Raw genomic sequence first — 25,792 nt, 5'->3', positions numbered from 1 at the left:
GTTAGGTGTCGGTCTGTCGTCCAGGGACCCGCAACGTGACGGTCGTGCCGTCCCCGCCGGTCTCGAAGTCGACGGCCCCGTCCAGCGAATGGATAATCCAGGAGACTAGCCAGAGTCCCACGCCGCTGCCGTGTGACAACTGGGTCTCCTCGCCGTTCGTGATCGGCTCTAGTTCGTGCTCGGGGAGCCCAGGACCGTCGTCGTCGACCGTGATCGTAGCCGTCCCGTCCGCGACTGTAGCTGTGACGGTCACCGTCGGTGCGTCGTCGGGATCGTGTTCGATCGCGTTCGTCAGCAGTTCTTCGAGGGCGATCTCGAGTCGATCCTGGCCGTCGAAGGACAGCGACGCATCGTCGAACTCGACCGTTAGGTCTGCCGCCGGATACGATTCTCGGACCGTCTCCACGACGTCGTTCAATAGGGTATCGAGGGACTCACACGCGTAGCGTTCGCGTTCGAACGTCCGGAGAACGCGGTTGAGCTTCTCCTGTTTGTTCATCATGATCTCGGCGTTCTCTTCGATTACTTCCAACCGTTCGCGAACTTCGTCGCTGCGCGCTTGGGTGGCGGCGTACTCCGCGTTGCCCAGGATCGTCGTGACGGTGTTCGATAGGTTGTGCCGGAGCAGCCGGTTGAGGACGCTGACCTGCTGGCGGTTGTGCTGTCTGGCGGTCACGTCCCGCAATGCGAGCAATGTCCCCGAAGCTGTGCCGTTGCGCTGGGAGAGTGCCGTGGCCTGGACGTCGAAGTACCGGTCGGCGTTGTCGACCTCGCAGGTGATGGTCCGCTCGGTACGGTCGCCTTCCAGCCAGTCACACAGTTCCGGACTGACGACTCCGAGTTCCGTACCGATCACTGCCGCCCGCTCGACATCGAAGACGTCTACCGCAGCAGGGTTCACATCGACGACGCGATACCCATCGTCGACGACGACTACCGGATCGTCCAGTGTCTCTCGGAGTTCCGTCTGGGCAAGTTTCCTGGCCGCCGGGACGACCTCGAGGAACCGATGGCGATAGACCGTCGTGAGCAGGAGCGCGCAGGTCAGTACGATCCCGAGGATCGTCGGATCGTACGGCGTCCGGATCATACCGGTGAGATTGAACGCGTTCGCCCCCCACGGCGCGAGGACGGCCATCAGCAACAGACCCGCCTGGGCCCGGTAGAGATGGTCCGCGGAAACGACGAGTTCGAACAACAGGTACGATCCGAATGCCAGCAGCGCATAGGAGTACGCCGTATGAACCCAGAATAGCGGACCGTACAGCGAGTCCGGGACCGCCGCTGCGGTATCCGTGACGACGAGGGTCTCCCAGAACAGCGAGTGGATGCCGACTGGCTCGTTGGTGAGCGCCGCCAGGATGCTGATGGTTGGAACGACCGCGAGCAGACCGAGACGCGGATCTGTCAGCCAGTCGCGCCGCCCGGTGTACTCGAGGACGAATACCACCCAGGCGACGGGGATAACCGCGATTCCGACATATGTGGCCTTCGTGAGGAGCATACTGGTGAGTCGGTCCGTCCTGAAAAGTTCGAGCCCCGCGGTCAGTGACCACCAGCCGGCGGCGACAGCGATGACGGCGAGGGGCTGGCCGCCCGGCGCGTCACGCTTCCGGAAGACGGCCACCGCTACGGATGTGGCGATCAGTGTCGCGGCGAAAAGCGGCAGCGCAGTGAGCGTGAACTGCCAGCCCATGTCTCTGCGCGTACACAACTCGTTGTGCACGTATGACTGTACTGGCCCCGTTTTCAGGAGCAATAACTGTCTCGCAGAAACTCATATGCCCGAGACACCCTCTGAACACAATCCATAAGTCCTCGCGCAGTGGGGGTAGACACATGACGTCGTCACCACAATCGCGGGCCGGGTCCGGACAGTCCCGTGTGTGGGTGGCGAGCGGGCGGGTAGCCAGTCTATGGCTACAAGTTCCGAAACTGAAGCGTCTCTGAGTGGCTCGGGGCGAGCGTAGCGACCCCGTTCCGGGCCGGTTTTTTGGTGTTGCGCGTCAATCACCCAGCATCCCGATCACATCAATGCCACCACAACCACTGTTCGAGGGCGTCTATCCCGCGATGACGACGCCCTTCGCCGCGGACGGAAGCATCGACTTCGACCAACTGCGGGCCAACGCCCGGCGACTCGAAGCCGCTGGCGTCGACGGGGTCGTCCCTGTCGGATCGACCGGCGAGAGCGCCACGCTCAGCCACGACGAGCACGTCGAGGTGATCGAAGCCGTCGCCGACGCTCTCGAAGACGTGCCCGTGATCGCTGGCACCGGAAGCAACAACACCCGCGAGGCGCTGTCGCTCTCCCGGCGAGCACGCGACGCCGGCGCGGACGCCCTCCTGCTCATCTCGCCGTACTACAACAAGCCCGAACAGCGCGGGCTCCGCGAGCATTACCTGACGATCGCCGACGAGATCGACCTTCCACAGATCGTCTACAACGTTCCGTCCCGCACCGGGCGGAACATCGCGCCCGACACGGCCGTCGCATTGGCCGACCACGAGAACATTCAGGCGTTCAAAGCTGCCTCGGGCGATATGGGACAGATCACCGAAATCGTCGAACGTACCCGCGAGAAAGACTTTACCGTTCTCTCGGGCGACGACCCGCTGACGCTGTCGATGCTGTCGATCGGCGCGCGCGGCGCGATCAGTGTCGTCGCAAACGTCGAACCCGTCCGGACCTGCGCGATGGTCGGGGCGGCACTCGCGGGGGACTTCGAACGCGCCCGCGAGTTGCATCACGAACTCGGTCCGCTCTCGCGGGCGCTGTTCGTCGAGACTAATCCCATTCCGATCAAAGAGGCGATGGCGATCCGGGATCTGGGCTCGCCGGAACTCCGACCGCCACTGACGCGACTATCTGAAGAGCACCGTCAGTATCTCCGAGACGTTCTCGATGATCTCGACCCGATCGACATCGAGACGCCAGTCGAGACGACGGACCGATAGTCATTCCGGGGCCGAGCACGGAGCGGAGGACATGAGACGAATCGGCGTCACCGGGGCGGCTGGACGCATGGGGGAGACAGTCATCGAGACGGCGGGCGATCGGGAAGACGTCACTGTGGTATTCGCCGTGGATGACACAGACACGGAAACGGTCGCCGACAAGCCGGTCCACGACCCGGAAGACATCGGGGCGTTGCTGGCGACACACGAACCGGACGCGATCGTCGATTTCTCGGTCCCCGAGGCGACCGTCGCATTCGCCGACGCCTGTGCGGCGGCGGCCGTCCCACTCGTGACTGGCACCACGGGCTTCGAGGACGGCCAGCTCGACAGCCTGACGCGTGCAAGCGAGGACGTGGCAGTCCTGAAGGCCGCGAATTTCGCCCGCGGGATTCAGGCACTGCTGTCGACCGTCCGGGCGGCCGCAGAAGCGCTGCCAGGCTACGACGTCGAACTCACAGAGACCCATCACAATGACAAGCAGGATGCGCCCAGCGGGACAGCGAAGACACTGCTCGACGCACTTGCTGAGGAGCGTGACGACTTCGAGGAAGTTTACGGCCGGGAGGGTATCGACCCGCGCGAGGACGGCGAGGTCGGCGTCCACGTCCGGCGGGCCGGCGACGTTCGCGGCGAGCACGAACTCATGTTTGCCGGCAACGACGAGGTGCTGACGCTCACCCACCGCGCGGAGGACCGCGGGGTCTTCGCCGCGGGGGCACTCGACGCCGCGGTCTGGCTCGCTGGCCGGGATCCGGGATTCTATACCTTCGGGGACGTAATCGAGGGATGACATGAGCCTGAAAGCCGACGTTGAGACGCTCTGGGAACGATCGGACGACCTTACCCCCGCTGATCTCACCGAGAACCAGCAGGCCACGCTCGATCAGTTCCTCGAAGCCCTGGAAGCCGGCGAGGTACGGGCCGCAGAGAAGCAAGACGGCACCTGGGAAGCAAACGAGTGGGTCAAGCAGGGCATCCTGCTGAACTTCACCCTCCGGGAGACCCAGGCCCGGGAGTACGGCGACGTGACCTACCACGACGTCCTCCCGCTCCGGGACACCGCCGACCTCGGGGATCGAGGAACTCGAAACACGCCCGACGGGACGGTCCTCCGACGGGGCGCGTACGTCGGCAGTGACGCGATCATGATGAGTCCGTCCTTCGTCAACGTCGGCGCACACGTCGGCGACGGAACCTTGGTCGACTCCAACGACGTGGTCGGCTCGTGTGCACAGATCGGCGACGACGTGAAACTCGGCGCGAACACCGTCATCGGCGGTGTGCTCGAACCCGTCGAGGACGCGCCGGTGATCGTCGAGGACGGCGTCGCGCTGGGTGCTGGCAGTCGGGTCACCTCGGGGTTCGTCGTCGGCGAGGGTTCGATCGTCGGGGAGAACACGTTGCTGTCACCCCGGATCCCGGTGTACGATCTGGTCGACGAGGAGATCGTCTACGGACACCTCCCACCCGAGCGGCGGGCCTTCCAGCGTTTCGTCGAGTCCTCCGTCGGCGAGCACGATCTGTTCGAGGGCGGGGCCTACAAGCCCGCCGTGGTGGCGACCCACGTCGAGGAGGAGACGCTGGACGGGGCCGAGCGAGAGGACGCGCTCCGGGAGTGAGACGGAAACACGTTGTGGAAGTGGGGAGTATGTTTGTCCCCCCACGCGGGGCAATGGGAACTCGTAGGCACGATCACCTACCCGGCTGTTTTTTCGAGAATCTCCCCTCGTCAGTCGGGGTCACCAGCCGGTGTGATGGGATTGTCGACAGTGGAAGCTGATACACGAGACAGTAGCAGCGATCGCCTACTGTCGATCGTGTTCGTCGAAAAAGAGCGTCACGCTGTCCTCCTCGCCGGCTGGAATGTGGACCAGCACGGCGCTCTCGTCTTCGCTGTAGGCAAAGGAGTTCACCGTGTCTTCGACCGTGTCAGCGGCGACTTCGTCGTACATCGTCGGCCCTGCTTGGACCTTTTTGGGCGCTCTCGAACGGTCGAGTCCCAACAGGTACGACGACAGCTGCGAGTCGTCGTAGTTCCGAACCTCTGCCCGAGCGTCGAAGGTGACGACGCCTTTTTCCGTCTCCGTGATGGTGAAGTTCGTCACGTTGTACTCGCCATCCTCGAAACCGGTGGTCGCACCGTCGTCCTCGTAGAACGAGTACGAAGCCTCTTCGTCGAGATAGGTGTTTAGTTGAAGCGTCGTAAGCGGCTTTTCTCCCGTGTACTGTTGCACTTCGCGCGTCGGGATGATCGAGTCCTTGCGAACGTAGATCGGCAGGTGGTCGATGGGGACTTCGACGGTCATCCACTGGCCGCCGTCGTACACCTCGTTGTTCCAGAAGTCGACCCACGTCTCACCGTCCGGGAGATAGACATCGCGCTCGGTCACGCCCGCTTCGACGACCGGTGCGAGTAGCATGTCGTCGCCGAAGAGAAACTGGTCTGCGATGTCGCGGACCTCGTCGTCGTTCTGGAACTGGTAGACGAGCGGTTGGAAGATGGGCTTTCCACTCTCCGAGGAATCCCGGAACTCGTTGTAGAGGTACGGCAGTAGTTTGTATCGCAGCTCGGTGTACTTCCTCGTGATATCCACCGCTTCCTCGCCGAACGTCCAGGGGTGTTGATTGCGCGGGAGGTCCGGGTCTTGCTTCTTGTGGGTGTCCGTGTGGTTCCGGAAAAAGGGGATGAACGCACCCACCGCTGTCCAGCGCTTGAATAGCTCGGGAGACGGCCGCCCGACGAATCCACCGACATCGTGCCCGCAAAATGCCAGCCCGGACAGTCCCATGTTCAGCATCATCGGTATCTGCATCTGAAGGTGGGCCCATTCACTCACGCAGTCGCCGGTCCAGATAGCCGCGTACCGCTGACCGCCAGCGTAGAGGTTCCGGTTCAACAGAAACGGACGGTCGTCGGGCTTGAAGAGGTCGAACGACTCGCGTGCCGCCCGCGCGTAGTCGAACCCGTACATGTTGTGGTACTCCTCGTGTAACATCGTGTCGTCTCCCGTTCCGTGGACGTTATCCACTGGCATCGTCCAGTCGTAACTACCGTTTTGCTGGAAGATCGACGGTTCCCCCATATCGTTTTTCACCCCGTCGAAGCCCGCGTCGAACAACACGTCGTGTTGTTCGGCCCACCAGCTTCGAACCTCCGAACGGGAGAAGTCGGGCCACACCGCGACGTCGGGCCAGACTCTCGCTTTGAAGGGCTCGCCGTTAGCGTCCTTGGTCCAGTAGTCGTTGGCAGTCCCTTCGAGATACGGGTCGTACGGTTCGAGCTCCCCGTCACCATCGATGTCAACCGCTTGGTCTACTGCGACGCCCGGGTCGTTGACGGCGACTGTCTTGAGCTCCGGTAGTTCATCACTGAGTGACTGCAGCGCATCCCGATGGGTGTCCTGAATACTGAAGACGCGGTAGTTGTCCATATAGCCGATGTCGAAGTGCATTGCGTCCAGTGGTATTCCTTCCTCCCGGTACCGCTGTGGCACTTCGACGAGTTCCTCGGGGCTGTACTCCCACTTGCTCTGGTGGAAACCCATCGCCCACTTGGGTGGCAGGTTGATCGTCCCAGTCAGGCTCGTGTAGCTGTCGAGCACGTCGCTGATCTCCGGCCCGTAGGCGAAGTAGTACGTCAACTGTCCACCGTCGCCGACGAAATAGTAGTAGTCCTCGCCGGCGTTGGTGTCGTAGGTCTCTTCGACGCCCTCGGGGTTTGCCACTTTGGGTGTATGAAACACCGTATGGTGCGGGTTGTCGAAGAAGATACCGTAGGCACCAGCGTCCTTCAGGCCGACGAAGAACGGGATCGAGGTGTAGACGTAGTCGTTCGTGTAGAAGTACCCGTACTGATCCGTGTTCCAGTTTTCGAGTTTCTTCCCGCGCTGGTCGAGGGTGAGTTCGGGCTGCTCGCCGAACCCGTAGAAGGCCTCGTCTTCGTCGGCCTTCTTGTACACGTAGGGAAGCGGCTCGTTCGGGGTCGGATCGGTCATCTCGACATCGTTTTGCGTGGCTGAGCCGTATCCCGACGACCCCGACTTCAGGTCGCTCTCGTTTTTGTAATACGCATACGATGACGGCGTCGTTGGCGTCGAGTCGGATGCTGTCCCGTCGCGCTCGGGAGACGGTACGTATCCCGACGACCCCTTGTCTAGATAGTCCTCGTTGACGACGGTCCCGTCCTCGTTGAGGAACCGGACGCCGAAGAGTTCAGTATTGATTTCGACAGCGATGGTGTCGGTTTCGATGGCGATCGTTTCGGAACTCGTTTCGACACGAAAGTCCGGGGTATCCCAGTCGTCGCGTCCGTTGTTGATTCCTCGGGATTCGTATTCCTCCTCACCGGGGTCCACGATGGAAACGCGAGCGAGCGTGTCACTGAACAGGCGAATGTATCCTTCGTGACTCCCGAGGTCGAGTTTCACTCCGTCATCGAGAATTTCATGGCCTTCAACGGACAATTGCATGAGCTCGTCCTCGTCGACCTGCGGTTCGTAGTGGACCTTCGAACCGAAGTGGTGGGCCGATGCGGGGGCCGATGTGAGAGCGCTCCCTGCTAGAAGGGCGGCCGTTGATTTCAACACTGTGCGGCGTCCGACCGGATGGAAGCCGGAGTCGTTTGGATTGTCGTCAAACATTGGGTGTGTCGGTGGTGGTATGTGTTCGGAGGGCAGTTCGGTGGGCGACGGTCCACGGTGGTTCATCGCACAGATCCCGGGATCCGATCCAGTGATCTGTACGTACCAGTTGCCATGGATTCAGTTACCACTATGATTCAGTCTCTACCGAAATTCTTGTTCTTTACACATTTCAGTTGGAATCATTTCGCCGGGGAATAATAAACTTCTGGCCGACATAATAGTGATAAAATATAGTGGGGGATGGAATTAAATAAATAGATGTGGGGATTTCCCCGGTGGAAAAAGACATCCCGGCAGCGGCATCGTTGCCACTGGCGCCATCGAACTGTACCCTATCTGTGTCAGCCGGCACGACGAGACACTCACCGCCCTGGTCGATCGTCGAAGCCTCCAGCTCACAAAGCTCCGCTGACGGTCGGGCGTCGGAAACAAGCAGACTGTCGACGGCTCCGTAGTCAATGGCAATTCGCGCTTACTCAGCTCCGTATGCGACATCTCTGCCCTGTTCCATGTCGGAGAGAGGTGATCGACAACGGACACCAGCACACAACCAACGGTCTCTGACGTTGGATAGTTGGTTTTCGGAGTCGCGTTTACTCTCTGTCGACCATCAAGAGCGCGAAACGCCGAAGCGCAATCCTTGTTATCGACCTTCCCGTGTCTTCGCTAATGAGTCACTCGCCGCCGGTCCGGCGTCTGGCCGACTGGGACCACGATCGACTACTCGATCTGGCCGCCGAGTACGAGACGCCGCTGTACGTCCTCGATCCCGACCGTGTCGCCGCAAACTACCGCCGGTTCGACGCGGCCTTTCCAGACGCCGAGGTGATGTACGCCGCGAAGGCCCACACGGGTCGAGCCGTCCTCTCGACGTTACTCGACAGCGGCGCGACCATCGAGTGTGCCGCCCGTGGCGAACTGAAGCGGGCAATCGAGGCAGGCGCTGACCCGAATACGCTCCAGTACACCGCCGTCAATCCGCCCGACGCAGACCTCGATTACGCGGTCGAACTCGCTGGGGACAACCCAGGACTCACGATTACCGGTGGTGCCGAGGATACGTTCGATCGCCTCCAGGCGCGGGGGTACGACGGTCGCGTTGCCATCCGGATCAATCCCGGTATCGGCACAGGCCATCACGAGAAGGTTGCGACGGGCAAGGACGCCAAGTTCGGAATTCCCTACGAGCGCGTTCCCGAACTCGCCGACGACCTCCGGGAGTGCTTCGATCTCGTCGGCCTTCATGCCCACGTGGGCAGTGGCGTTCTCACCGACGAAGTCGAGGACCACGCCCGTGCGCTGGGCAAGGTAGCCGACCTGGCTCGGGAGGTCGGCGACGGCGATCTGGAGTTCGTCGATTTCGGCGGTGGATTCGGTGTCCCCTATCGCGAGGACGAACCACCACTCGATCTCCAAGGCGTGGCCGAGACGGTCCGTGGTGCGATCGGCGACCTCGATGCGACCCCGAAGTTCGAACCAGGGCGGTACATTGTCGCCGACGCCGAGTTGATCCTCACGACCGTCAACACGGTCAAGGAGACGCCGGAAGCGACCGTGGTCGGCGTCGATGCCTCGCTATCGACGCTGATCCGGCCGGCGATGTTCGACGCCTATCATCCGATCCGGAACGTCTCAGCGCCTGGGCGAGACCCCGAACCGGTCTCGGTCGGCGGTCCTTGCTGTACCAGCGCCGATGTCTTCGCCACTGACCGACCGATCTCCCGTCCCGAACGGGAGGACGTTCTCGCGATCGGCAACGCCGGGGCCTACGGGTACGAACTTGCGAACAACTTCCACTCACAGCCTCGGCCTGCCGAAGTGGCGATCGACGGTGACGGCGCGCGGGTCGTCCGTCGCCGGGAGACGATGGCCGACGTCACGCGCGTCGAAGCCGATGCCCCTGGTGCGCCCGACCCGGAGCACGAGTGATGGCCGTCGACGTTCTCGACTTTCACCAACGCGCGGTCCGGACGCCGTCCCACGAGTCGGTCGATTCGATGCGATCGCTGCTCGTCGAGACGCTCGAAGATGCGGGCGTGAACGTCCGCGTCGACGAGGGTGGCAACGTTATCGCGCGACGTGGTGGCGACGCTGGCGACAGCCCCCGCCTTTTGTTCAACACACACCTCGATACAGTACCACCGCACGTTCCGTACGAACGCGACGGCGAGATCGTCCGGGGACGCGGTGCCTGTGACGCGAAGGGGCCGCTGGCGGCGATGGTCGGGGCGTTTCTCCGAGCTGATCCCGCCGATGGGCGCGTCACCCTTGCAGTCACGCCCGACGAGGAAACGACTCAGACCGGCGCGGCACATCTCGTAGAGACGCTCGATACTGACGTTGACGCCGCGATCGTCGGCGAGCCGACGGGGCTGGACGTTTGCTACGCCGCCCGCGGTCAGTTCGAGGGGGAGATCACGCTGGGCGGTGAGAGCGCCCACGCCAGCGATCCGAGCGACGGGACGAACGCGATGCGGGCGGTGGGGCCGGTGATCGACGCGATGGATCGCTACGACGATACACACGGTCCCGGCGAGCACGACACGCTGGGATCTCCGACGCTAACGCCCACGATGATCGAGGGCGGGGAGGCACCCAATCAGGTGCCGGCCGAGGTGACGGTCACCTTCGACCGGCGGAGCGTGCCGCCCGAGCGCAGCACGGAATTTCCGGCATCTCTGCAAACCTACCTGCGGGATGCGTTGCCCGCGGACGCTACCGTCAACGTGGACCTGATCCGCCCGGATACGCCGTTTCCCGAAGCCTTCGAGACCGACCCCGAGGCGCGGATCGTCGAAGTTCTTCGTGAGGCGAGTGGTGGGACGGTCCGGCCGTTCGGTGCGGCGACGGAGGCCGCGCAGTTTGCCACGCTCGCGCCGACGGTCGTCTTCGGTCCCGGCGTGCTGGCCGACGACGAGGGGCCAGTGGCACACTCCCCGCGGGAATACGTCGACCGACGGGACGTCCGGCGGGCGGCGGACATACTCACTGCGGCTGTCGAACGGTTCGTCACTGACTGAACGGCACGACCTTTTCCTCCTCGGGGTTCCTCGCTCACTCCGTTCGCTCGGACCCACTCGTCGCAAAACGTCGATGAAAAGGGCCGCGACTCACGCCGTTCGTCGCGGGGAAACTGCGCTCGCTATGCTCGCGCAGTACGCTCAATAGGTCTTTGCGAAGTAGGCCGTCTCAACCGCCTCTTCACCGCAAATCGCACACGACCTTTTCCTCCTCGGGGTTCCTCGCTCACTCCGTTCGCTCGGACCCACTCGTCGCAAAACGTCGATGAAAAGAGCCGCGACTCACGCTGTTTGTCGCGGGGAAACTGCGCTCGCTGTGCTCGCGCAGTACGCTCAATAGGTCTTTGCGAAGTAGGCCGTCTCTTCGGCCTCCTCCCCACACATCGCACATTCGTCGTGGATTGGCTCTTCGTCGCGGTCCTTCGGGACCATCACGATCTCGGCCGCGATCGCGTCCTTGATCGGCTCCTCACAATCCTCGTCACCGCACCAGCCACACTTGACGTACCCGCCGTGCTGGCCGATGGTGCCGAGGATCTCCTCGCGGGACTCGGCCTCGCGGATCTCTCCCTCCAGGGTTTCCTCGGCACTGGCGTAGAGTTTCGCGAAGACGGTATCGAGGTGTTCTTCGACGGTGTCGGCGACGCCCTCTCGATCGACCGTGAGCTCCTCGCCGTCGGGTCGGTGGACGAGCGTGAGTTCATCGTCGTCGACCTCGTAGGAACCGACTTCGATCCGCAGCGGGACGCCGTTGAGTTCGTGTTCGTTGTATTTGAACCCGGGATTGCGGTGATCGCGGTCGTCGAGTTCGACGCGAACGCCTGCCTCTCGGAGATCTGCCTCGACTGCCTCGGCGTATTCCAGCACGTCGTCCTTGCTTTCCTCGTCCCAGATGGGAACGATCACGACCTGGGTCTCGGCGAGCGTCGGCGGCAAGACCAGTCCCTGGTCGTCGCTGTGGGTCATAAACAGCGCGCCCAGCGCCCGCCAGGACAGCCCCCAGGAGGTCGTGTGGGCCGTCCGCTCTTGCTCGTCCTCGTCGACGTAGGTCACGTCGTAGGCCTCCGCGAAGGAGGTCCCCAGATAGTGGGAGGTTCCGCCCTGGACGGATTTGCCGTCGGGCATCAACGCTTCGACGGACGTCGTGGTGTGGGCACCGGGGAATTTGTCGTGTTCGGGTTTGCGACCGATCAGGACGGGCATCGCCAGCACCTCCTCGTAGAGGCGCTCGTACTGATCGAGGCGCGTCTCCATCTCCTCGATAGCGTCCTCAGCGTCGTGGTGGGCGGTGTGACCCTCTTGCCAGAGGAACTCTTTGGTGCGGAAGAACGGTTTGGTCTCGGTGGCCTCCCACCGGACGACGCTACACCACTGGTTGACCCGGATCGGGAGGTCACGGTGCGAGCGAGTCCACTGTGCGAGGAAGGGCGTGATGATGCTCTCGCTGGTAGGGCGGACTGCAAGACGCTCCTCAAGTTCGTCGTAGCCCCCCTTCGTGACCCACGCCACCTCGGGATCGAACCCTTCGACGATGTCTTTCTCTTTTTCGAGGTACGGCTCGGGAATGAAAAGCGGGAAATACGCGTTCTGGACACCGGTCTGTTTGAACCAGCCGTCGAGATGGTTCTTGAGGCGCTCCCAGATAGCGTACCCGCGGGGGCGGGTAACGATGAACCCGCCCATCGGGGCGTAGTCGGCCAGGCCGGCCTTCTGGACCAGTTCGGCGTACCATTCTCCGGTTTCGTGTTCTTTGCTCGTCGTGATTCCGAGTTCTTGCTCTGACATTGGTCGAACCTCGTGTTCGCTCGGCGTGATGGTCGCTTCGTGCGAGCGTTTATCCGTGGTAACGCATCAACTCCCCATTGCCGGTCGGCACGGCAAGATTACAGATGGACACCTGTTGTGGTTGAAGCCTGCTCGCCGCTCATACTCGTGTGTCCACGAGGGGCGGCTTAAACCCGCCGTGTTCGCGCCGCCACGCATCCGCAAGCGGGCGAGGTCAGTCGGCCGTCAGCGTCGCGGTCCCGTCCTCGGTCGTCCGGAGCGTCCCGGCGAAGGTCCCCCGATAGCCGAAGATGTGCTCGTAGCCGTACGCCGAAAAGAGGATGGGATCGAACCCCTCCTGGGCTGCCAGTCCCTCCCCGTCGACCGCGGCGTAGGTCTCCCCGGCGTCGACGTGGACGAAGTTCTCGGCGAAGACCTCGTACTCCTCTGCGGGGGGTTTCTCGACCGGTTCGCCCTGCTCGTAGACCTCGAGATCGTGAGCGATGGTCTGACCGGCGATGGCGCCCGTCGTCGTCAGGAACTCCCGGACCAGCCGGTAGGCGTTCTCGGCGGCCTCTACCGAACCCTGATAGCCAGCCTCGACTTCGAGGATGTCCGCCTCCGCGGCGAACAGTCGTCCTTCGGCATTGACGCCGGTCTCGACCAGCGCCCGAACGGACAGATGAGGAACGATCTCCCGGGCGAGGTCGTTCAGTCCGGACGTGATCGCGAAGGGCTTTGCCGCTGAGCGCGTCGAGTGGATCGACAGCACCGTACATCCCCGGACCGCCTCGGCGAGTTCGACTGCCAGCTCCCGCTCGTGAGCGTCCTCGGACGTCTCCTCGTCGAATGCCCGGTTGAGGTCCGTATCGACGTAGCGGACACCTTCGGCCAGGGCTTTCTCGTTTGCGACGATCAGCCGGACCGGTCGTTCTACCGTCGATTCGTCGGCAAGCAATCGCTCAACTGCCCGGACGCCACACGGTTCGTCGCCGTGGATCGCCGCCACGATCGCCAGTTCCGGCTCCCCCTCCCCCAGTTGCTCGATTCGCATGGCGGTACGTAGACGACCGAGCCACAAGAGCTACCGGAATACGCGTCGGTGGACACCGGTAGAAGACCGCATTCACTCGCCGTCCGGCTCGACCCCGAACGGACTCTCTCCCTTGGTCCACTCCCAGCCAGGCAATCGCGTCTGGAACCCGGCAGCCAGCGCTGCGTCCAGATCGTCCAGCCCCGCAGCGTCGTCGTCGGAATCTCCGTGGGTCGTCACGTCCGCGTAGTGGAACGTGGCTTCTGCGAGCGTCGACAGTGGCTGGCCACCCGCGATCGTCGCCGCCAGCTGTCGACCGAGCTGTTCGTCGACGACGAATCCCGGGTAGTCACCTTCGACGTCGAGGTCCCGCAGGATGGCGACCAGCGCGGCGACGTTGACGGCCCGGTCTCCGTCCGAGAAGACCGTCTCGACGGCGTCGTGGTACTGTTCGTCGGTGATCGGATCCACCGTCGTATCGAACGCGTCGCCGAGATCACGACGGACCCGATTGACCAGCGGGACGACGACCTCGCCGCGGTCTTCGACCCAGGTCCGTTCGGCGGCGACGACAGCCGGTGTCACGCGCATAGGCACACTCACAACGGGTTCGAGCCTGTAGTTTCCGGAACGTTCTCTCGTGTATCAGCCCTGTAGTTTCCGAAGGTTTTTATTAGCAGAGAAGGATACCCCAACGTGGAGATCGGTTTTCCGGACTCTCAGCGTTAGTCAGACTGGTCCGGAGTACCACACGAGCGGGAAGCGCTATCGTATCATGACATTACTATTCAGTCGGGGTCCCACTCATCGACAGCACGGGACTGCTGTAGCAGTGGTGCGGTCGACTCAGTTCCACGGTGGGGACCGGGACGCCCTGTGTGTTTTGCAGCTATGAGCAAGGTAGATCAGCAACTCGAGGACACGAAGGCGACGATCGAACGCGAAGTACCGAACGACATCTCCATCACGGAGGTCACTTTCGAGGGGCCGGAACTGGTCGTTTACACCCGCGATCCCAAGACGTTCGCGGGCAACGGCGACCTCGTTCGCCGGCTGGCCTCGAAACTCCGCAAGCGAATTACCGTCCGGCCCGATCCCGAGGTCCTCTCGCGGCCCTCGGATGCCAGAGACCAGATTCTCTCGGTGATCCCCGAAGAGGCCAGCGTCACCGATCTGGACTTCCACGAGGACACCGGCGAGGTTGTCATCGAAGCCGAGAAACCGGGCATGGTGATCGGACGACACGGCTCAACGCTCCGGGAAATCACCAAGGAGGTCGGCTGGACGCCCGAGGTGGTCCGGACGCCACCGATCGAGTCGGCGACAGTCAGCAACGTCCGGAGCTTCCTCACTCAGGAACGCGAAGACCGTCGGGACATCCTGGAACGCGTCGGCAGACAGATCCACCGCGAGGAGATGTCCGACGACGAGTGGGTCCGCATCACCACGCTCGGGTGCTGTCGAGAGGTCGGTCGCGCCTCGTTCATCCTTTCGACACCCGAAACCCGCGTTCTCATCGACTGTGGCGACAAGCCGGGTGCAGAGGGCGAGGTTCCGTACCTCCAGGTGCCCGAGGCGCTGGGATCTGGCCCGAGTTCGCTCGACGCCGTCGTCTTGACACACGCCCACCTCGATCACTCGGCGCTCATCCCGCTTCTGTTCAAGTACGGGTACGATGGCCCGATCTACACGACCGAGCCGACCCGCGATCTGATGGGTCTGCTCACGCTTGACTACCTCGACGTCGCTTCCAAGGAAGGGCGGAGCCCGCCTTACGACTCCGAGATGGTCCGGGAGGCGATCAAACACACCATCCCGATCGAGTACGGCGACGTGACCGATATCTCGCCGGACATCAAGCTCACGTTGCACAATGCCGGCCACATCCTCGGTTCGTCGGTCGCACACTTCCACATCGGTGATGGGCTGTACAACGTCGCGTTCTCGGGTGACATCCACTACGACGACACGCGGCTGTTCAACGGCGCAGTCAACGAATTTCCTCGCGTCGAGACGCTCGTCCTCGAGTCGACCTACGGCGGTCGCAACGATTACCAGACCGACCAGGCAGACTCCGAACAGAAGCTCAAGGAGGTCATCAGGGAAACGTACGAACAGGACGGAAAAGTCCTGATCCCGGCGTTCGCTGTGGGACGGTCCCAGGAGCTGATGCTGGTCCTCGAAGAGGCGATGCGAAGCGGCGACATTCCGGAGATGCCGGTTCATCTCGACGGGATGATCTGGGAAGCGACGGCCATTCATACCACGTATCCCGAGTACCTCCGGGACGACCTCCGGGATCGGATCTTCCACGACGACGAGAACCCATTCCTCGCCGACCAGTTCAACCATATCGACGGCGGTGAGGACGAGCGACAGGAAGTCGCCGATGGCGAGCCGGCGATAATCCTCTCGACCTCGGGGATGGTCACTGGCGGGCCGATCATGTCCTGGCTCGAGCACGTCGGTCCGGATCCAGACTCGACACTCGTGTTTGTCGGCTACCAGGCACAGGGAACGCTGGGTCGGCGGATCCAGAACGGCTGGGACGAGATCCCGCTGGGCAACGGCAGCCGGGGCAACACCCTGAAGCTGGAAATGGGTGTCGAGACCGTCGATGGTTTCTCGGGCCACGCAGACCGTCAGGGCCTGGAGAACTTCGTGAAGACGATGAACCCGCGCCCGGAGAAGATCCTCTGTGTCCACGGTGACGAGTCCTCCGTACAGGATCTCTCTTCGGCGCTGTATCACGACTACAACTTGCGGACGTTCGCGCCAAAGAACCTAGAGACGTTCCGGTTCGTCTGACCGATCTTGGAGGATCTCATTCGGGACTCTTCGTCGATCCCATGAACGATACAAGCGCACCCGGCCGTCGTTCGACACGTAGCTTACTGCTCGATCGTCAGCGATCGCTCCTCGCAGGTGCGACGTTCGTCGCCATCGTCGCGACTGCCGGCAGTCTCTATCTGAGCCTTGGGCTCGGACTGGTGCCCTGCCGGCTGTGCTGGTATCAGCGCATCCTCATGTACCCGCTCGTTGTTGTCCTCGGTGTGGCCACTTTCGGGAATCGACGGCGGATTTACCGGACGGTTCTCCCGCTGTCGGTACTCGGGATCGGGATTGCAGCCTATCACTCCCTGATACAGGTTTCGGCCGCGACGGGGGGTGCGTGTACTATCGGTGGTGGGTGCGGGACCGTTCAGTTGCGAGTGCTCGGCCTCTCGATACCGAACCTGTCGCTGCTCGCGTTCGCGCTGATTACGACGGCGATGCTCGCTGTTGGCGTTCGCTCGCTCGATTGAGGCGAGACAGACGATAGCCGTCGCCTCTCTCTTTCATCGGCGACTGATCGCTCCATTGATTCACAGTTGGTACGAATTATCACATCGGACTTATGCGTGTCCATCACCACCAATCCCAATATGGAATACGTCAGACTCGGAGAGACCGGGCTCGAAGTATCGCCGATCGCGCTGGGAACCTGGCGCTTCGGCATGGAACACGAGGACACCGGCGTCGTCGAGACGGATCGTGAAGATGCACACGAGCTGTTAGACGCCTACGCTGAGGCTGGTGGGAACTTCATCGACACGGCCAACGGGTACGGTGGTGGCGACTCGGAGCGATGGATCGGCGAGTGGCTCGACGACCAAGATCGTGAGGACTACGTTGTCGCTTCGAAGTGTTTCTGGTCGGATGTCTCGCGGTTTCAGGAGAACCTCTCGGCGAAGAACGTCCGCGCGGAGGTCGAAGCGTCTCTGGAGAAACTCGACACCGACTACCTCGACATCCTCTATTTGCACCGCTTCGACGACGAGACGCCAATCGAAAAGACGCTGCGGACCATCGACGACCTGATCAGCGAGGGTAAGGTCCACTACGTCGGTCTTTCGACAGCTGACGCCTGGAAACTCACCAAGGGCCTCTGGAAAGCCGACGTCAACAACGACGAGGCCTTCACCGTCACCCAACCCCAGTATTCGGCAGTCCACCGCGAACCGGTCGCTGAGTACCTCGACGTCTGTGCTGACCAGAACCTCGCAGTCTGTCCGTACTCGCCGCTGCACGGCGGATTCCTCACTGGCAAGTACGAACGCGTCGGGGACAGCGAGGTTCGGGCACCCGACGGCTCGCGGGGAGACATCGACGAGCACTTCCAAGACTGGTACCTCCGGCAGGAAGCCTGGGACGTCCTTGAGGAAATTCGCGCGGTGGCCGCGGAAGTCGATGCCTCGCCCGCCCAGATCTCGCTCGCCTGGCTGCTGGCCCACGAGGATCTCACGATCGTTCCAATCATCGGCGCACGAACGACCGACCAGCTAGAAGAGAATCTCGGCGCCATCGAGGTCGATCTCACTCACGAGCAATTCGAACGGATCGACGCTGCGATCGAAGCCTGAATCTCGGGCGACTCGTTCTCAGACGTTCTCAGCTTTCGACTGTCTCGGCCGGATCGACGACCTCGCCGTTTGCTGGGTCGACACCGACGCGATCACAGAGGTCGTACAGCGGGCACGCCTCGGGACCGTCGAGACAGGCCGGCTTGCGCGCCGTGCAGTACTCCCGGCCGAACTGGATGCTCGCGGTGTGACCGAAGCCACATCTCTCCTCGGGAACCATCTCTTCGAGCACCGCCCGGACTGTCTCGTGGTCGGCGTCCGGCGGGGCGATCCCGAGCCGACGATAGATCCGATGGACGTGCGTATCGACGGGAAAGACCCCGTCGCGCCCGCCCGCGAACAGCAGAACGCAATCGGCCGTCTTGGGACCGACACCGCTCAGTTCCAGCAGTGTCTCCCGAACTTCCTCAGCGTCTTCGTCACGCACGAACGCGTCGAAGTCGGCTTCCCTACCGTACTCGGTTCGGATCCGTTCCGCGATGTCGATGATCCGGGCGGATTTCTGGTTGTGCAGTCCCGCCCCGGAGATCGTCTCGGCAAGTTGTGCCCGGTCGGCGTCGGCCAGTGCCTCGACGAGATCCGGTTCCGTCTCACCCTCACGAGCGGCGGTGTCCGGGTTCGCTCCGTACCGTTCCATCAGGGCGTCGTGAGCCGGCTGGCTCGCCGCGTCGCTGGTGTTTTGACTGAGGATCGTCCGAACGAGACATTCGAAGGCGTCCTGGCCGCCGTAGGTTTTCTGCCAGTACAACTCCCCTAACCGATCCACGACTGTGCCGGCTCGAGTGGAGGCGCCCGCGTCGGTTTCGAAGGCCGTCGTCGATCCACCGCCGTCGCCTCCGCCGCTGATGTTCCGACTCGGCTCTACATCCTCGCTCATATCCCTGATTCCGTCAGCCACGGACAAAAACGATCGGACACGTCCGTTCGTCTTCCACCCGTCACTTGTGTCCACATCGTATTTTGTGTGCTATACTTCACGTCCGACCGCTGAGGACGATCACTCGACGGCCAGGGTCATCGTGACCGACTCACCGGCCGAAAGCGCCTCGATCAGATCGCGATCCACGTCGGCGGCCGCCGCATCCGCGTCGATCATTACGGTTCGATCGTCGACGTAGTCGCTGGTTCGGAGCACGAGGCTGCGGTCGTTCTCGAAGGTGAGGTCAGGGTGTCCCCGTCCGATGATCTCGAACTGGTGGCTGTCGGTCGAGAGCGTGGCCGTGATCTGACTGTCCCGATCCTGGCAGGCTTCGACGAATCCGGGATCGAAGTCCGCGGGAACGCGGTCGGCCTCGATCCCGACGATGCAGTCTCCGGCCGGGGTGAGGTAGTCGTCGCTCGTGAGCTCGAGCGTACTTTGGTGCGTCGCGGTCACGTTGTCGTCTCCCCGAGCACGAATGCGTTCGTCCATGGTCGTGGCTCCGGACGACGGTACTTGAGACGTGCGTTTCGATCAGGCTTCCGACGCCAGATCTTCCTGAACGGTCGTCCCGCTCACGTAGGCGGCAAACCGGACGCCGATCAGGCTGACGAGGATACCGGCCAACAGGAACAGCGCGAGTCTGGCCCCGGGAGAGACCGCGAACCCTTCGACGACGATCGGTCCGAGGTCGACCGCCGAGATCCGTATCGAGGCGAACACGGCTGCCCGTTCGAGGAAGTAACCGGTGACTCCCCGAACCACGAGTCCGACGGCGACGACGCCGAACGGGAGATTGAGATAGGCACTCCGAACGCCATCACGCTGGAGCAACTCGTCGAGCAAGCGCCCGGTGCTTGCGGCCAGCGCCGCTGCGGTCAGCCACGGGACGCTATCGAACCCGAAACGCATCGCCAGGATGACCTCGGCGTCAGAGGCCGTGGCCGAGACGCCAAGTGCTCCGACGAACAGGCCGATCAGCGTCAGGCCAGCGGCGACGACGTACGTTACCAGCGACACCTGCCCGGAGTACAGCGCGTCGTGTATCTGCCGGGGCAGCGTTGCGAGGTACTCGTCGATGCCGAGGCCCTTGTATAGCAGTACCAGCCCGACGGCCGCTGCGATCGCCCCGACAGTCATGGTCACGCTATTGAGTACCAAAAGGAGGACCGGCAACGCGAGCAGCGCTGCCCCGATGGGAACCAAGATGGTCTCGCGGAGTTCCTCGTCGGCCATGAACTGTTTGAGGAGGTAGTACGTCGACTCGATGTCCCGAGCCTGACGGACGATCACCTGGTCGACGGCGTCGACGGGGATCCGGCTCTCGACGATCGGAACGAGTCGCTCGTCTTCCGGGCTGTCAGTGACGACGATCGCGGAGTCGGGATCGTGTGACTCGAGCAGTTCGTCGGTCTGGCGGGCTACCGACCGATCGACGCCGACAGTCTCACTGCCACCGGAGAGGACAGCGACCGTCACGTCCTCGCCGTTGTCCTCGAGGTCGCGCGTGATACGAAGTCCTTCGAGAAGGCAGTTCACGCGGCTGTCTTCGGGATCGTCGATACCGAATTCCGTGACTAACGACTCGACCGCTTCGAACCCCACGACCGGCGGGTCCGCGGCTCCAGCGAGGTCGCTTCCCCGGTCTACACACACCACCAGCGTGCTCACATCCGGGAGGTAGCCGGGGATGAATAAAAATCCTCGTTACCGTGGCCCCCACCTGAGAACAGTCGACCGTCTAGAGCAGTCCGGTCTTCTGGAGCTTCATCAGGTCCTCGGTGTCGAGGGTCTCGCCGTCCTTGAACTGCTGGTATATCTCTTCGGCCTCCTCGCGGGCGGCCTCTTTCTCCTCTTCGCGGCGCGAGCGCTCCTCTTTTTCTTCTTTCTTGTCGAGTTCGCGCAGGCGCTTCTGGACGCGCACGAAGTCCTCGTGGTGCTGGTCGGCGGCCTCCTGGGCCTCGACGAACTTCTCGTGCATCTCGTCGGCCTCGTCGCGGACCTCGTCGGCCTCGCGATAGGCCTCAATCATCTGGTTGTGGTGCTCTTGAGCCTCGTCGGCCAGCTCGGTCACCTTCTGGTGGTGTTGGCTGGCCTCCGAGCGGATTTCCTGGGCCTCGGCCTTGATCTCGTCGACGTCGTCAGTCTGCTCTAACTTCTCCTTGCGTTCGGCAAGTTGCTCACGTTTGTCCTCGATTTTCTCGATGAGTTCCTGCTCCTCTTCGGAACCAAGCACTTCCGTCTGCTGTTTGAACTCGAGGTCCTCGATTTCCTCTTCGAGTTGATCGACGCTCTTGCCCTCGTTGAGTTCTAGCTCTTCTTTTTTCTGTTCGACCTCGTCGAAGAGCTCGTTCGCCTCGGCGTTGAGCTCGTTTCGCTTCTCCTTGTGTTCTTGAACCTGCTCGTTGAGCTCGTCGCGCTTCTCGCGGTGTTCCTGGGCCTCGTCGACCTTATCGCGGGTTTTGGCGTTGAGGTCGTCTCGCTCGGAGGCCCGTTCGGAGGCCATCTGGTTGAGATCGTTACGTCGATCTCTGAGCTGGCCAGCGAGTTTGATGAGCTCGCCCTTGGATTTGTTCTCGAGGTCGTCGTCTGTTACTGATACGTTCTTGGATTGGTCTATCGAATCTGTCATGGTTGACTCTCTGTGCCGTTCCCGCCTCGGCGTTCGACAGTACGGTCTCTCCCGACCTGCTGGCGCCTGATAAGTAGCTTCCCTGTCATGCTGGGCGTCGCGCGATACTGCCGAACGCTCGAAGCGTTCAGGTAGTTGCTACTACATCGCCCCATAGTTTAAATATTCCGGTCACCGTGGTCCGTGAGTGGTCATATCACGGGATCGAGGGCCAATTCGCTCGAATGTGAGACTCTACCACAGCCATTTATAACTGGTAGCTGTTGCTGATCGATCTGTCCGGCAGCGAAAGCGCCAACTCGACCGTCTCCGCCCCTGCCGGGATCTCGATCGGAGTCACGGTATTCGAAGTGTTTCCTTCGAAGGTAATTAGATCTTCTCCATATATCGCCCGATTTTCAGGAGAGGTACCGGTCGTCGCCCGGCTTGACTTCCCCGGCACGCCACTCGCGAAACACGATTGACGTCGTGGCCGCCGCCTCGCACTTTCACTTTCACTCCGGGGTCGGATCGCTTTCATACTGTTCGGTGACCTACTGGTAGATATGCTCGAATCGCTCACGCCGACCTGTGACGCCGAGGGCTGTGACCGGCTGCTCTCGGCTGACGAGCGTCAGCTCGTCTACGAGTCCCCCGGCGGAACCCGCCACGTCTATGAGTGTGCCTGTGGCGCGGTGACTGTCACGGTCCATCGTTGAGTCGAGGCGTGGTACTGTTCTCACTCGACTGCCGTGGCTTCGACCGGCAGGCCTAAATCCGGCGACACGGCTAGCCGGGACATGAACGATCGCGGGGCGGGCGCGTGGGTGTCGCTGTTCTCCGGCGGCAAGGATTCTTCCTGGGCGCTGTATCGTGCCCTGGAGCGTGATCTGGCCGTCGAACGACTCGTCACGGTCCACCCGAGTGGGGACTCTTACATGTATCACGTTCCGGCGACTGAGCTGGCTCGACTGGCGGCCGAGAGCATCGGCATCGAACTCCTCGAGGTCGAACCTGATGACTTCGAGGCCGATACCGCCGTCGACGCGGGCACACAGGGTGACGCCGAACTCGAACCCCTCGAGGCGGCCGTCCGCGACCTCGACGCCGCATTGCCGGGCGGCGTAGCCGGAATCGTCGCGGGTGCCGTCGAGAGCGAGTACCAGACCACACGGATCGAGGGGCTGGCCGACCGGCTCGGCGCCGAGTTGTTCGCTCCCCTCTGGCAAGGCGATCCCGAGACGCTCGCCAGTGAGATGCTGGCAGCGGGCTTCGAGATTCGCATTGTCCGGGTGGCTGCTGGTGGCATGGACGAGACGTGGCTCGGGCGCCGGCTCGACGAGGATGCCCTGACGGACCTCCGTTCACTCAACGAGGAGTACGGCGTTCATATCCTCGGCGAAGGCGGGGAGTTCGAGACACTTGTCACTGACGGGCCACACATGGATCGACCGATCGAACTCGAGTACGGCATCGAGTGGGATGGGACGCGGGGGTCGATCCGGGTCGAGGACGCCTGGCTGGCGTAGCCTGACGGAAACAGCGCCCGTAGTCACGTTGCAACGACGGACCGTTCCTGACGTACTTTTGAGTCGCCTCGCTGAGACTGGTCGCGGACACTACTGACCGTTCGTGATATGGGTGTGGGCACCGATCAGCGCGCCAGCGAGGTCGAGGTTCTCGACGTGAGTTTCTTGGTCGATGATCGTGTCGCGGAGCTCGCAGTCCCGGACAGTAGCGTCCGGGAAGATAAGCGACTCGGCGACCGTCGAGTCCTCGACGGTCGCTCCGTCCATGACGTGGACGTTCTCGCCGATCTCGGCGTTGTCGACGGTTGCGCTCTCGGCGACAACGCTGTCGCCGTCGAGTTCCCATGCGACGGCATCGAGGTAACTCTCCGGCGTCCCGATGTCGAACCAGGCGCCGTCGAAGGTGAACGAACGGACGTCCCCCCGATCGACGAGCCACTCGATGAACCAGCCCGGCTCGTCTGGATTGTTCCCGCCCCCGAGATATTCCTCGAAGCGAACGTCTTCGGCGGGGAACGCATAACAGGCGATCGAGACGAGCGTGCTGTCGGGATTCGACGGCTTCTCCTGGAAGTCGACGACGCGATCGTCCTCGACGGCGATGAGACCGTACGATTTCGCCCGTTCCCGCGAGCCGACATCGTACGCTGCCAGTGTCGGCTGACCGTGGCTCTGGAAGCTATCGAGGAAGTCGCTGACGTCGAAACTGATGAGATTGTCTCCAGCGATGACGAGCAAGTCCTCTCCGTCCAAGCCCTCACGGTCGACAAGTTGTGCCAGGGCTCCGATCACGCCGAACTTCTCGTCTTCCTCGACGGTCTCCTCGACCGAGAGCGTCGGCTTCTCGAAGTCGCTCTCTGCGAGATGGTCGAGGAAATCGTCCGCGAAGCGCTCGTTCGTCGAGACGTAGACATCCTCGATGCGATCGTCAGCTTCCAGATCCTCGAGGATGCGATCGATGACAGTCGTCTCACCGATCGGGAGGAACATTTTCGGTCGATTGCGGGTGACTGGCCAGAGACGCGTCGCGTAACCTCCGGCAAGTACGACGGCTTGCATATCACCGAGATCGGGGCCCCGGTCTAAGGCCTTTTTCATTCGGACGATAGACGTGTTTCCCGGTCGTATCCGATGCGGCTATTTTTGCCGTGTACTACGCCGCTACGGCGTTTTCAGTCGATGGGAATGGCCCGGTGGGTTATGGCCCGTCCGGACCTACGTCGAGTCAACAATGCCGGGAATGCGTGCGGAAGTCGAGGTCCTCTCTCCGGACACTTGCCCCGTCGCGGAACTCTCCGAACGGGCCGAGGGCCCGCTCACCTCCGTCTCGCGGGCGGGACAGGACGCGAGTTCGATCACCGAGGAGTTCACCGCCAGCGGCGAGACGGACTTCTCGGACGATCGGCTCTCACAGCTGTTCGAATACCGTTCGACGAACGTCTATCGATTCCGGCACGAACCGCTCGACTGCGTCTGTGAGTTCGTCGAGGACCATAGCCACCCGATCTCTGAAATTCGCGCCCAGGATGGTTCGCTGGTACTCTCGTTGCACCTCACGGCCATTCAGGACCTTCGTGACCTCGTGACGGACCTTCGTGAGCGGTACGGGTCCGTCCGGATCCGCTACTTGCTGCAGGTCGACAGCGACGAGGAGGGCAGCACGGACGTCGTTCCGATCAACCGCAACCGGCTAACTGATCGCCAGCAGGAAGTCCTTGAGACGGCCTACCAGATGGGATACTTTTCTTACCCGCGGGAAGCAAACGCGACCGATGTCGCCGCCGAACTGGGCATCGACTCCTCGACGTTCACCGAACATCTCGCGGCCGCCCAGTCGAAACTGATGGACGAACTGCTGACCGAACTGTGACCTGACCCGTCTTTTGGCCGACTCGGTGATTGAACCCGCATCAGTCCGGGTGTATTCCCGTCCGCTGGGACTTTCGGACGACCTTAAATAGTGACAACGGGGACCGTATTAGTGCCATGGACACCGTCGACGACATCACTGAACTGATCGGGAACACGCCGCTACTCCGACTCGATGACGGGTCTGGGACAGCGGTGCTCGCGAAAGTCGAATCGTTCAACCCATACTCGGTGAAGGATCGCATCGGGCGCTCGATGATCGAGGCTGCCGAGGCGAGTGGGGAGATAACCGAAGATACGGTTGTCGTCGAGCCCACGAGCGGGAACACCGGGATCGGCCTTGCGAGTGTCTGTGCCGCGAAGGGGTACGATCTCGTGCTCACCATGCCCGAGTCCATGAGCGAGGAGCGCCGCCAACTACTCGCCGGACTCGGTGCGGAACTTGTGTTGACCGACGCCGACGGCGGTATGAGCGGCGCGATCGACCGCGCACACGAACTCGCCGCGGAGTACGACGATTCGTTCGTCCCTCAGCAGTTCGAGAACCCCGCAAATCCGGGCGCCCACCGGGAGACGACCGGGCCGGAACTCTGGGACGCTACCGACGGTGAACTCGACGCGTTCGTCGCGGGCATCGGAACCGGCGGGACGATCACGGGCGTCGGCGAGTTCCTCCGGGAGGAAGTCGAGGCCGACGTCGACGTGGTCGGGATCGAACCCGCCGAATCGGCGGTTCTCTCCGGCGAAGACTCCGGTAGCCACGGCATTCAGGGGATCGGTGCTGGCTTCGTGCCCGAGATCTTGCGGACTGAACTACTCGACGAGGTCGTCACCGTCGAACGCGAGGAGTCGATCGCCGAGGCGCGCCGAATCGCCCGCGAGGAGGGACTCGCCGTCGGGATCTCCTCGGGCGCTGCGGCCCTCGCCGCCAAACGGGTCGCCGAAGGGTATCCCGACGACGCTGTCGTCGCTACCCTGTTGCCGGACACTGGCGAACGCTACCTTTCGACGGATCTCTTCGAAGACGTCTGATCTGTTCG

General features: G+C 62.5%; 22 protein-coding genes. 12 read left to right on the top strand and 10 right to left on the bottom strand.

The genetic code is table 11. The features are described 5' to 3' along the window. Position 1: 1 nt before the first annotated feature. Positions 2-1,726: a sensor histidine kinase gene (locus BN2694_RS05135; protein ID WP_135663260.1), complete on the bottom strand. Its 1,725-nt coding sequence runs from the start codon at positions 1,724-1,726 to the stop codon at positions 2-4. A gap of 308 nt (positions 1,727-2,034) precedes the next feature. Between BN2694_RS05135 and dapA the strand changes: the two genes are divergently transcribed. Genes dapA through BN2694_RS05120 form a run of 3 tightly spaced genes read left to right on the top strand, consistent with a single transcriptional unit; the run spans position 2,035 to position 4,580 of the window. Further along, the gene (gene dapA, locus BN2694_RS05130) at positions 2,035-2,958 is read left to right on the top strand and encodes a 4-hydroxy-tetrahydrodipicolinate synthase (RefSeq protein WP_135663258.1); all 924 of its coding nucleotides are present in this window, start codon (positions 2,035-2,037) and stop codon (positions 2,956-2,958) included. A 31-nt stretch (positions 2,959-2,989) separates the two neighbouring features. Further along, positions 2,990-3,751, top strand: coding sequence for a 4-hydroxy-tetrahydrodipicolinate reductase (dapB, locus tag BN2694_RS05125; RefSeq protein WP_135663256.1), 762 nt, complete (start codon positions 2,990-2,992; stop codon positions 3,749-3,751). A gap of 1 nt (position 3,752) precedes the next feature. Continuing rightward, complete coding sequence (locus BN2694_RS05120; protein WP_135663254.1) at positions 3,753-4,580, top strand: 2,3,4,5-tetrahydropyridine-2,6-dicarboxylate N-succinyltransferase; 828 nt, start codon at positions 3,753-3,755, stop codon at positions 4,578-4,580. Between the two features lie 186 nt (positions 4,581-4,766). On the opposite strand, the gene BN2694_RS05115 is transcribed toward BN2694_RS05120, so the two are convergent. Beyond that, positions 4,767-7,601: a glycoside hydrolase family 31 protein gene (locus BN2694_RS05115; RefSeq protein ID WP_135663252.1), complete on the bottom strand. Its 2,835-nt coding sequence runs from the start codon at positions 7,599-7,601 to the stop codon at positions 4,767-4,769. 672 nt (positions 7,602-8,273) lie between these two features. Here BN2694_RS05115 and lysA point away from each other — a divergent pair. Further along, the gene (gene lysA / locus BN2694_RS05110) at positions 8,274-9,533 is read left to right on the top strand and encodes a diaminopimelate decarboxylase (RefSeq protein WP_135663250.1); all 1,260 of its coding nucleotides are present in this window, start codon (positions 8,274-8,276) and stop codon (positions 9,531-9,533) included. After that, positions 9,533-10,624, top strand: a complete 1,092-nt coding sequence (locus BN2694_RS05105; protein ID WP_135663248.1) for a M20 family metallopeptidase — start codon at positions 9,533-9,535, stop codon at positions 10,622-10,624. The genes lysA and BN2694_RS05105 overlap by 1 nt, the downstream gene beginning before the upstream one ends. Positions 10,625-10,957: 333 nt before the next feature. Here BN2694_RS05105 and proS read toward each other — a convergent pair whose 3' ends face one another. From proS to BN2694_RS05090, 3 genes are all read right to left on the bottom strand, one after another. Continuing rightward, positions 10,958-12,409: a proline--tRNA ligase gene (gene proS, locus BN2694_RS05100; protein WP_135663246.1), complete on the bottom strand. Its 1,452-nt coding sequence runs from the start codon at positions 12,407-12,409 to the stop codon at positions 10,958-10,960. A 214-nt stretch (positions 12,410-12,623) separates the two neighbouring features. Next, positions 12,624-13,442, bottom strand: coding sequence for a succinylglutamate desuccinylase/aspartoacylase domain-containing protein (locus tag BN2694_RS05095; protein WP_135663244.1), 819 nt, complete (start codon positions 13,440-13,442; stop codon positions 12,624-12,626). Between the two features lie 72 nt (positions 13,443-13,514). Further along, positions 13,515-14,012 (bottom strand): hypothetical protein, encoded by a 498-nt coding sequence (locus BN2694_RS05090; protein ID WP_135663242.1) that lies wholly within the window; start codon positions 14,010-14,012, stop codon positions 13,515-13,517. Positions 14,013-14,312: 300 nt separating this feature from the next. Between BN2694_RS05090 and BN2694_RS05085 the strand changes: the two genes are divergently transcribed. The 3 genes from BN2694_RS05085 (at position 14,313) to BN2694_RS05075 (ending at position 17,824) form a co-directional block, all read left to right on the top strand. Next, complete coding sequence (locus BN2694_RS05085; protein ID WP_135663239.1) at positions 14,313-16,229, top strand: beta-CASP ribonuclease aCPSF1; 1,917 nt, start codon at positions 14,313-14,315, stop codon at positions 16,227-16,229. 41 nt (positions 16,230-16,270) lie between these two features. Continuing rightward, the gene (locus BN2694_RS05080) at positions 16,271-16,726 is read left to right on the top strand and encodes a disulfide bond formation protein B (RefSeq protein WP_135663237.1); all 456 of its coding nucleotides are present in this window, start codon (positions 16,271-16,273) and stop codon (positions 16,724-16,726) included. A gap of 120 nt (positions 16,727-16,846) precedes the next feature. Continuing rightward, positions 16,847-17,824: an aldo/keto reductase gene (locus tag BN2694_RS05075; protein WP_135663235.1), complete on the top strand. Its 978-nt coding sequence runs from the start codon at positions 16,847-16,849 to the stop codon at positions 17,822-17,824. Positions 17,825-17,852: 28 nt separating this feature from the next. Here the strand turns inward: BN2694_RS05075 and BN2694_RS05070 are convergent, their stop codons facing one another. The 4 genes from BN2694_RS05070 to BN2694_RS05055 all read right to left on the bottom strand — a co-directional run bounded on the left by BN2694_RS05070 (position 17,853) and on the right by BN2694_RS05055 (position 21,375). Beyond that, positions 17,853-18,701, bottom strand: a complete 849-nt coding sequence (locus tag BN2694_RS05070) for an endonuclease III domain-containing protein (RefSeq protein WP_135663232.1) — start codon at positions 18,699-18,701, stop codon at positions 17,853-17,855. 120 nt (positions 18,702-18,821) lie between these two features. Beyond that, a complete protein-coding gene (locus tag BN2694_RS05065) occupies positions 18,822-19,235 on the bottom strand; it encodes a DUF371 domain-containing protein (protein ID WP_135663229.1) in 414 nt (137 codons plus the stop codon). 42 nt (positions 19,236-19,277) lie between these two features. Next, positions 19,278-20,414, bottom strand: coding sequence for a DUF373 family protein (locus BN2694_RS05060; RefSeq protein ID WP_135663226.1), 1,137 nt, complete (start codon positions 20,412-20,414; stop codon positions 19,278-19,280). 70 nt (positions 20,415-20,484) lie between these two features. Beyond that, a complete protein-coding gene (locus BN2694_RS05055) occupies positions 20,485-21,375 on the bottom strand; it encodes a coiled-coil protein (protein ID WP_135663223.1) in 891 nt (296 codons plus the stop codon). Positions 21,376-21,920: 545 nt separating this feature from the next. On the opposite strand from BN2694_RS05055, the gene BN2694_RS16990 reads away from it, so the two are divergent. Both BN2694_RS16990 and BN2694_RS05050 read left to right on the top strand, forming a co-directional pair. Further along, positions 21,921-22,073, top strand: a complete 153-nt coding sequence (locus BN2694_RS16990; RefSeq protein ID WP_167879964.1) for a hypothetical protein — start codon at positions 21,921-21,923, stop codon at positions 22,071-22,073. 81 nt (positions 22,074-22,154) lie between these two features. Then, positions 22,155-22,883, top strand: a complete 729-nt coding sequence (locus tag BN2694_RS05050; RefSeq protein ID WP_135663219.1) for a diphthine--ammonia ligase — start codon at positions 22,155-22,157, stop codon at positions 22,881-22,883. 90 nt (positions 22,884-22,973) lie between these two features. On the opposite strand, the gene BN2694_RS05045 is transcribed toward BN2694_RS05050, so the two are convergent. Further along, positions 22,974-23,942, bottom strand: coding sequence for a sugar phosphate nucleotidyltransferase (locus tag BN2694_RS05045; RefSeq protein WP_135663216.1), 969 nt, complete (start codon positions 23,940-23,942; stop codon positions 22,974-22,976). Positions 23,943-24,114: 172 nt separating this feature from the next. Here BN2694_RS05045 and BN2694_RS05040 point away from each other — a divergent pair, with 172 nt between their 5' ends. Together BN2694_RS05040 and cysK are read left to right on the top strand one after the other, a co-directional pair. Then, complete coding sequence (locus BN2694_RS05040) at positions 24,115-24,753, top strand: helix-turn-helix domain-containing protein (RefSeq protein ID WP_244605362.1); 639 nt, start codon at positions 24,115-24,117, stop codon at positions 24,751-24,753. 116 nt (positions 24,754-24,869) lie between these two features. Continuing rightward, positions 24,870-25,784: a cysteine synthase A gene (gene cysK / locus BN2694_RS05035; RefSeq protein ID WP_135663212.1), complete on the top strand. Its 915-nt coding sequence runs from the start codon at positions 24,870-24,872 to the stop codon at positions 25,782-25,784. Positions 25,785-25,792: the final 8 nt, after the last annotated feature.

Source organism: Halorhabdus rudnickae (assembly GCF_900880625.1).
Lineage (GTDB): Archaea > Halobacteriota > Halobacteria > Halobacteriales > Haloarculaceae > Halorhabdus > Halorhabdus rudnickae.
This window is presented reverse-complemented; position numbering and strand designations above follow the sequence as displayed.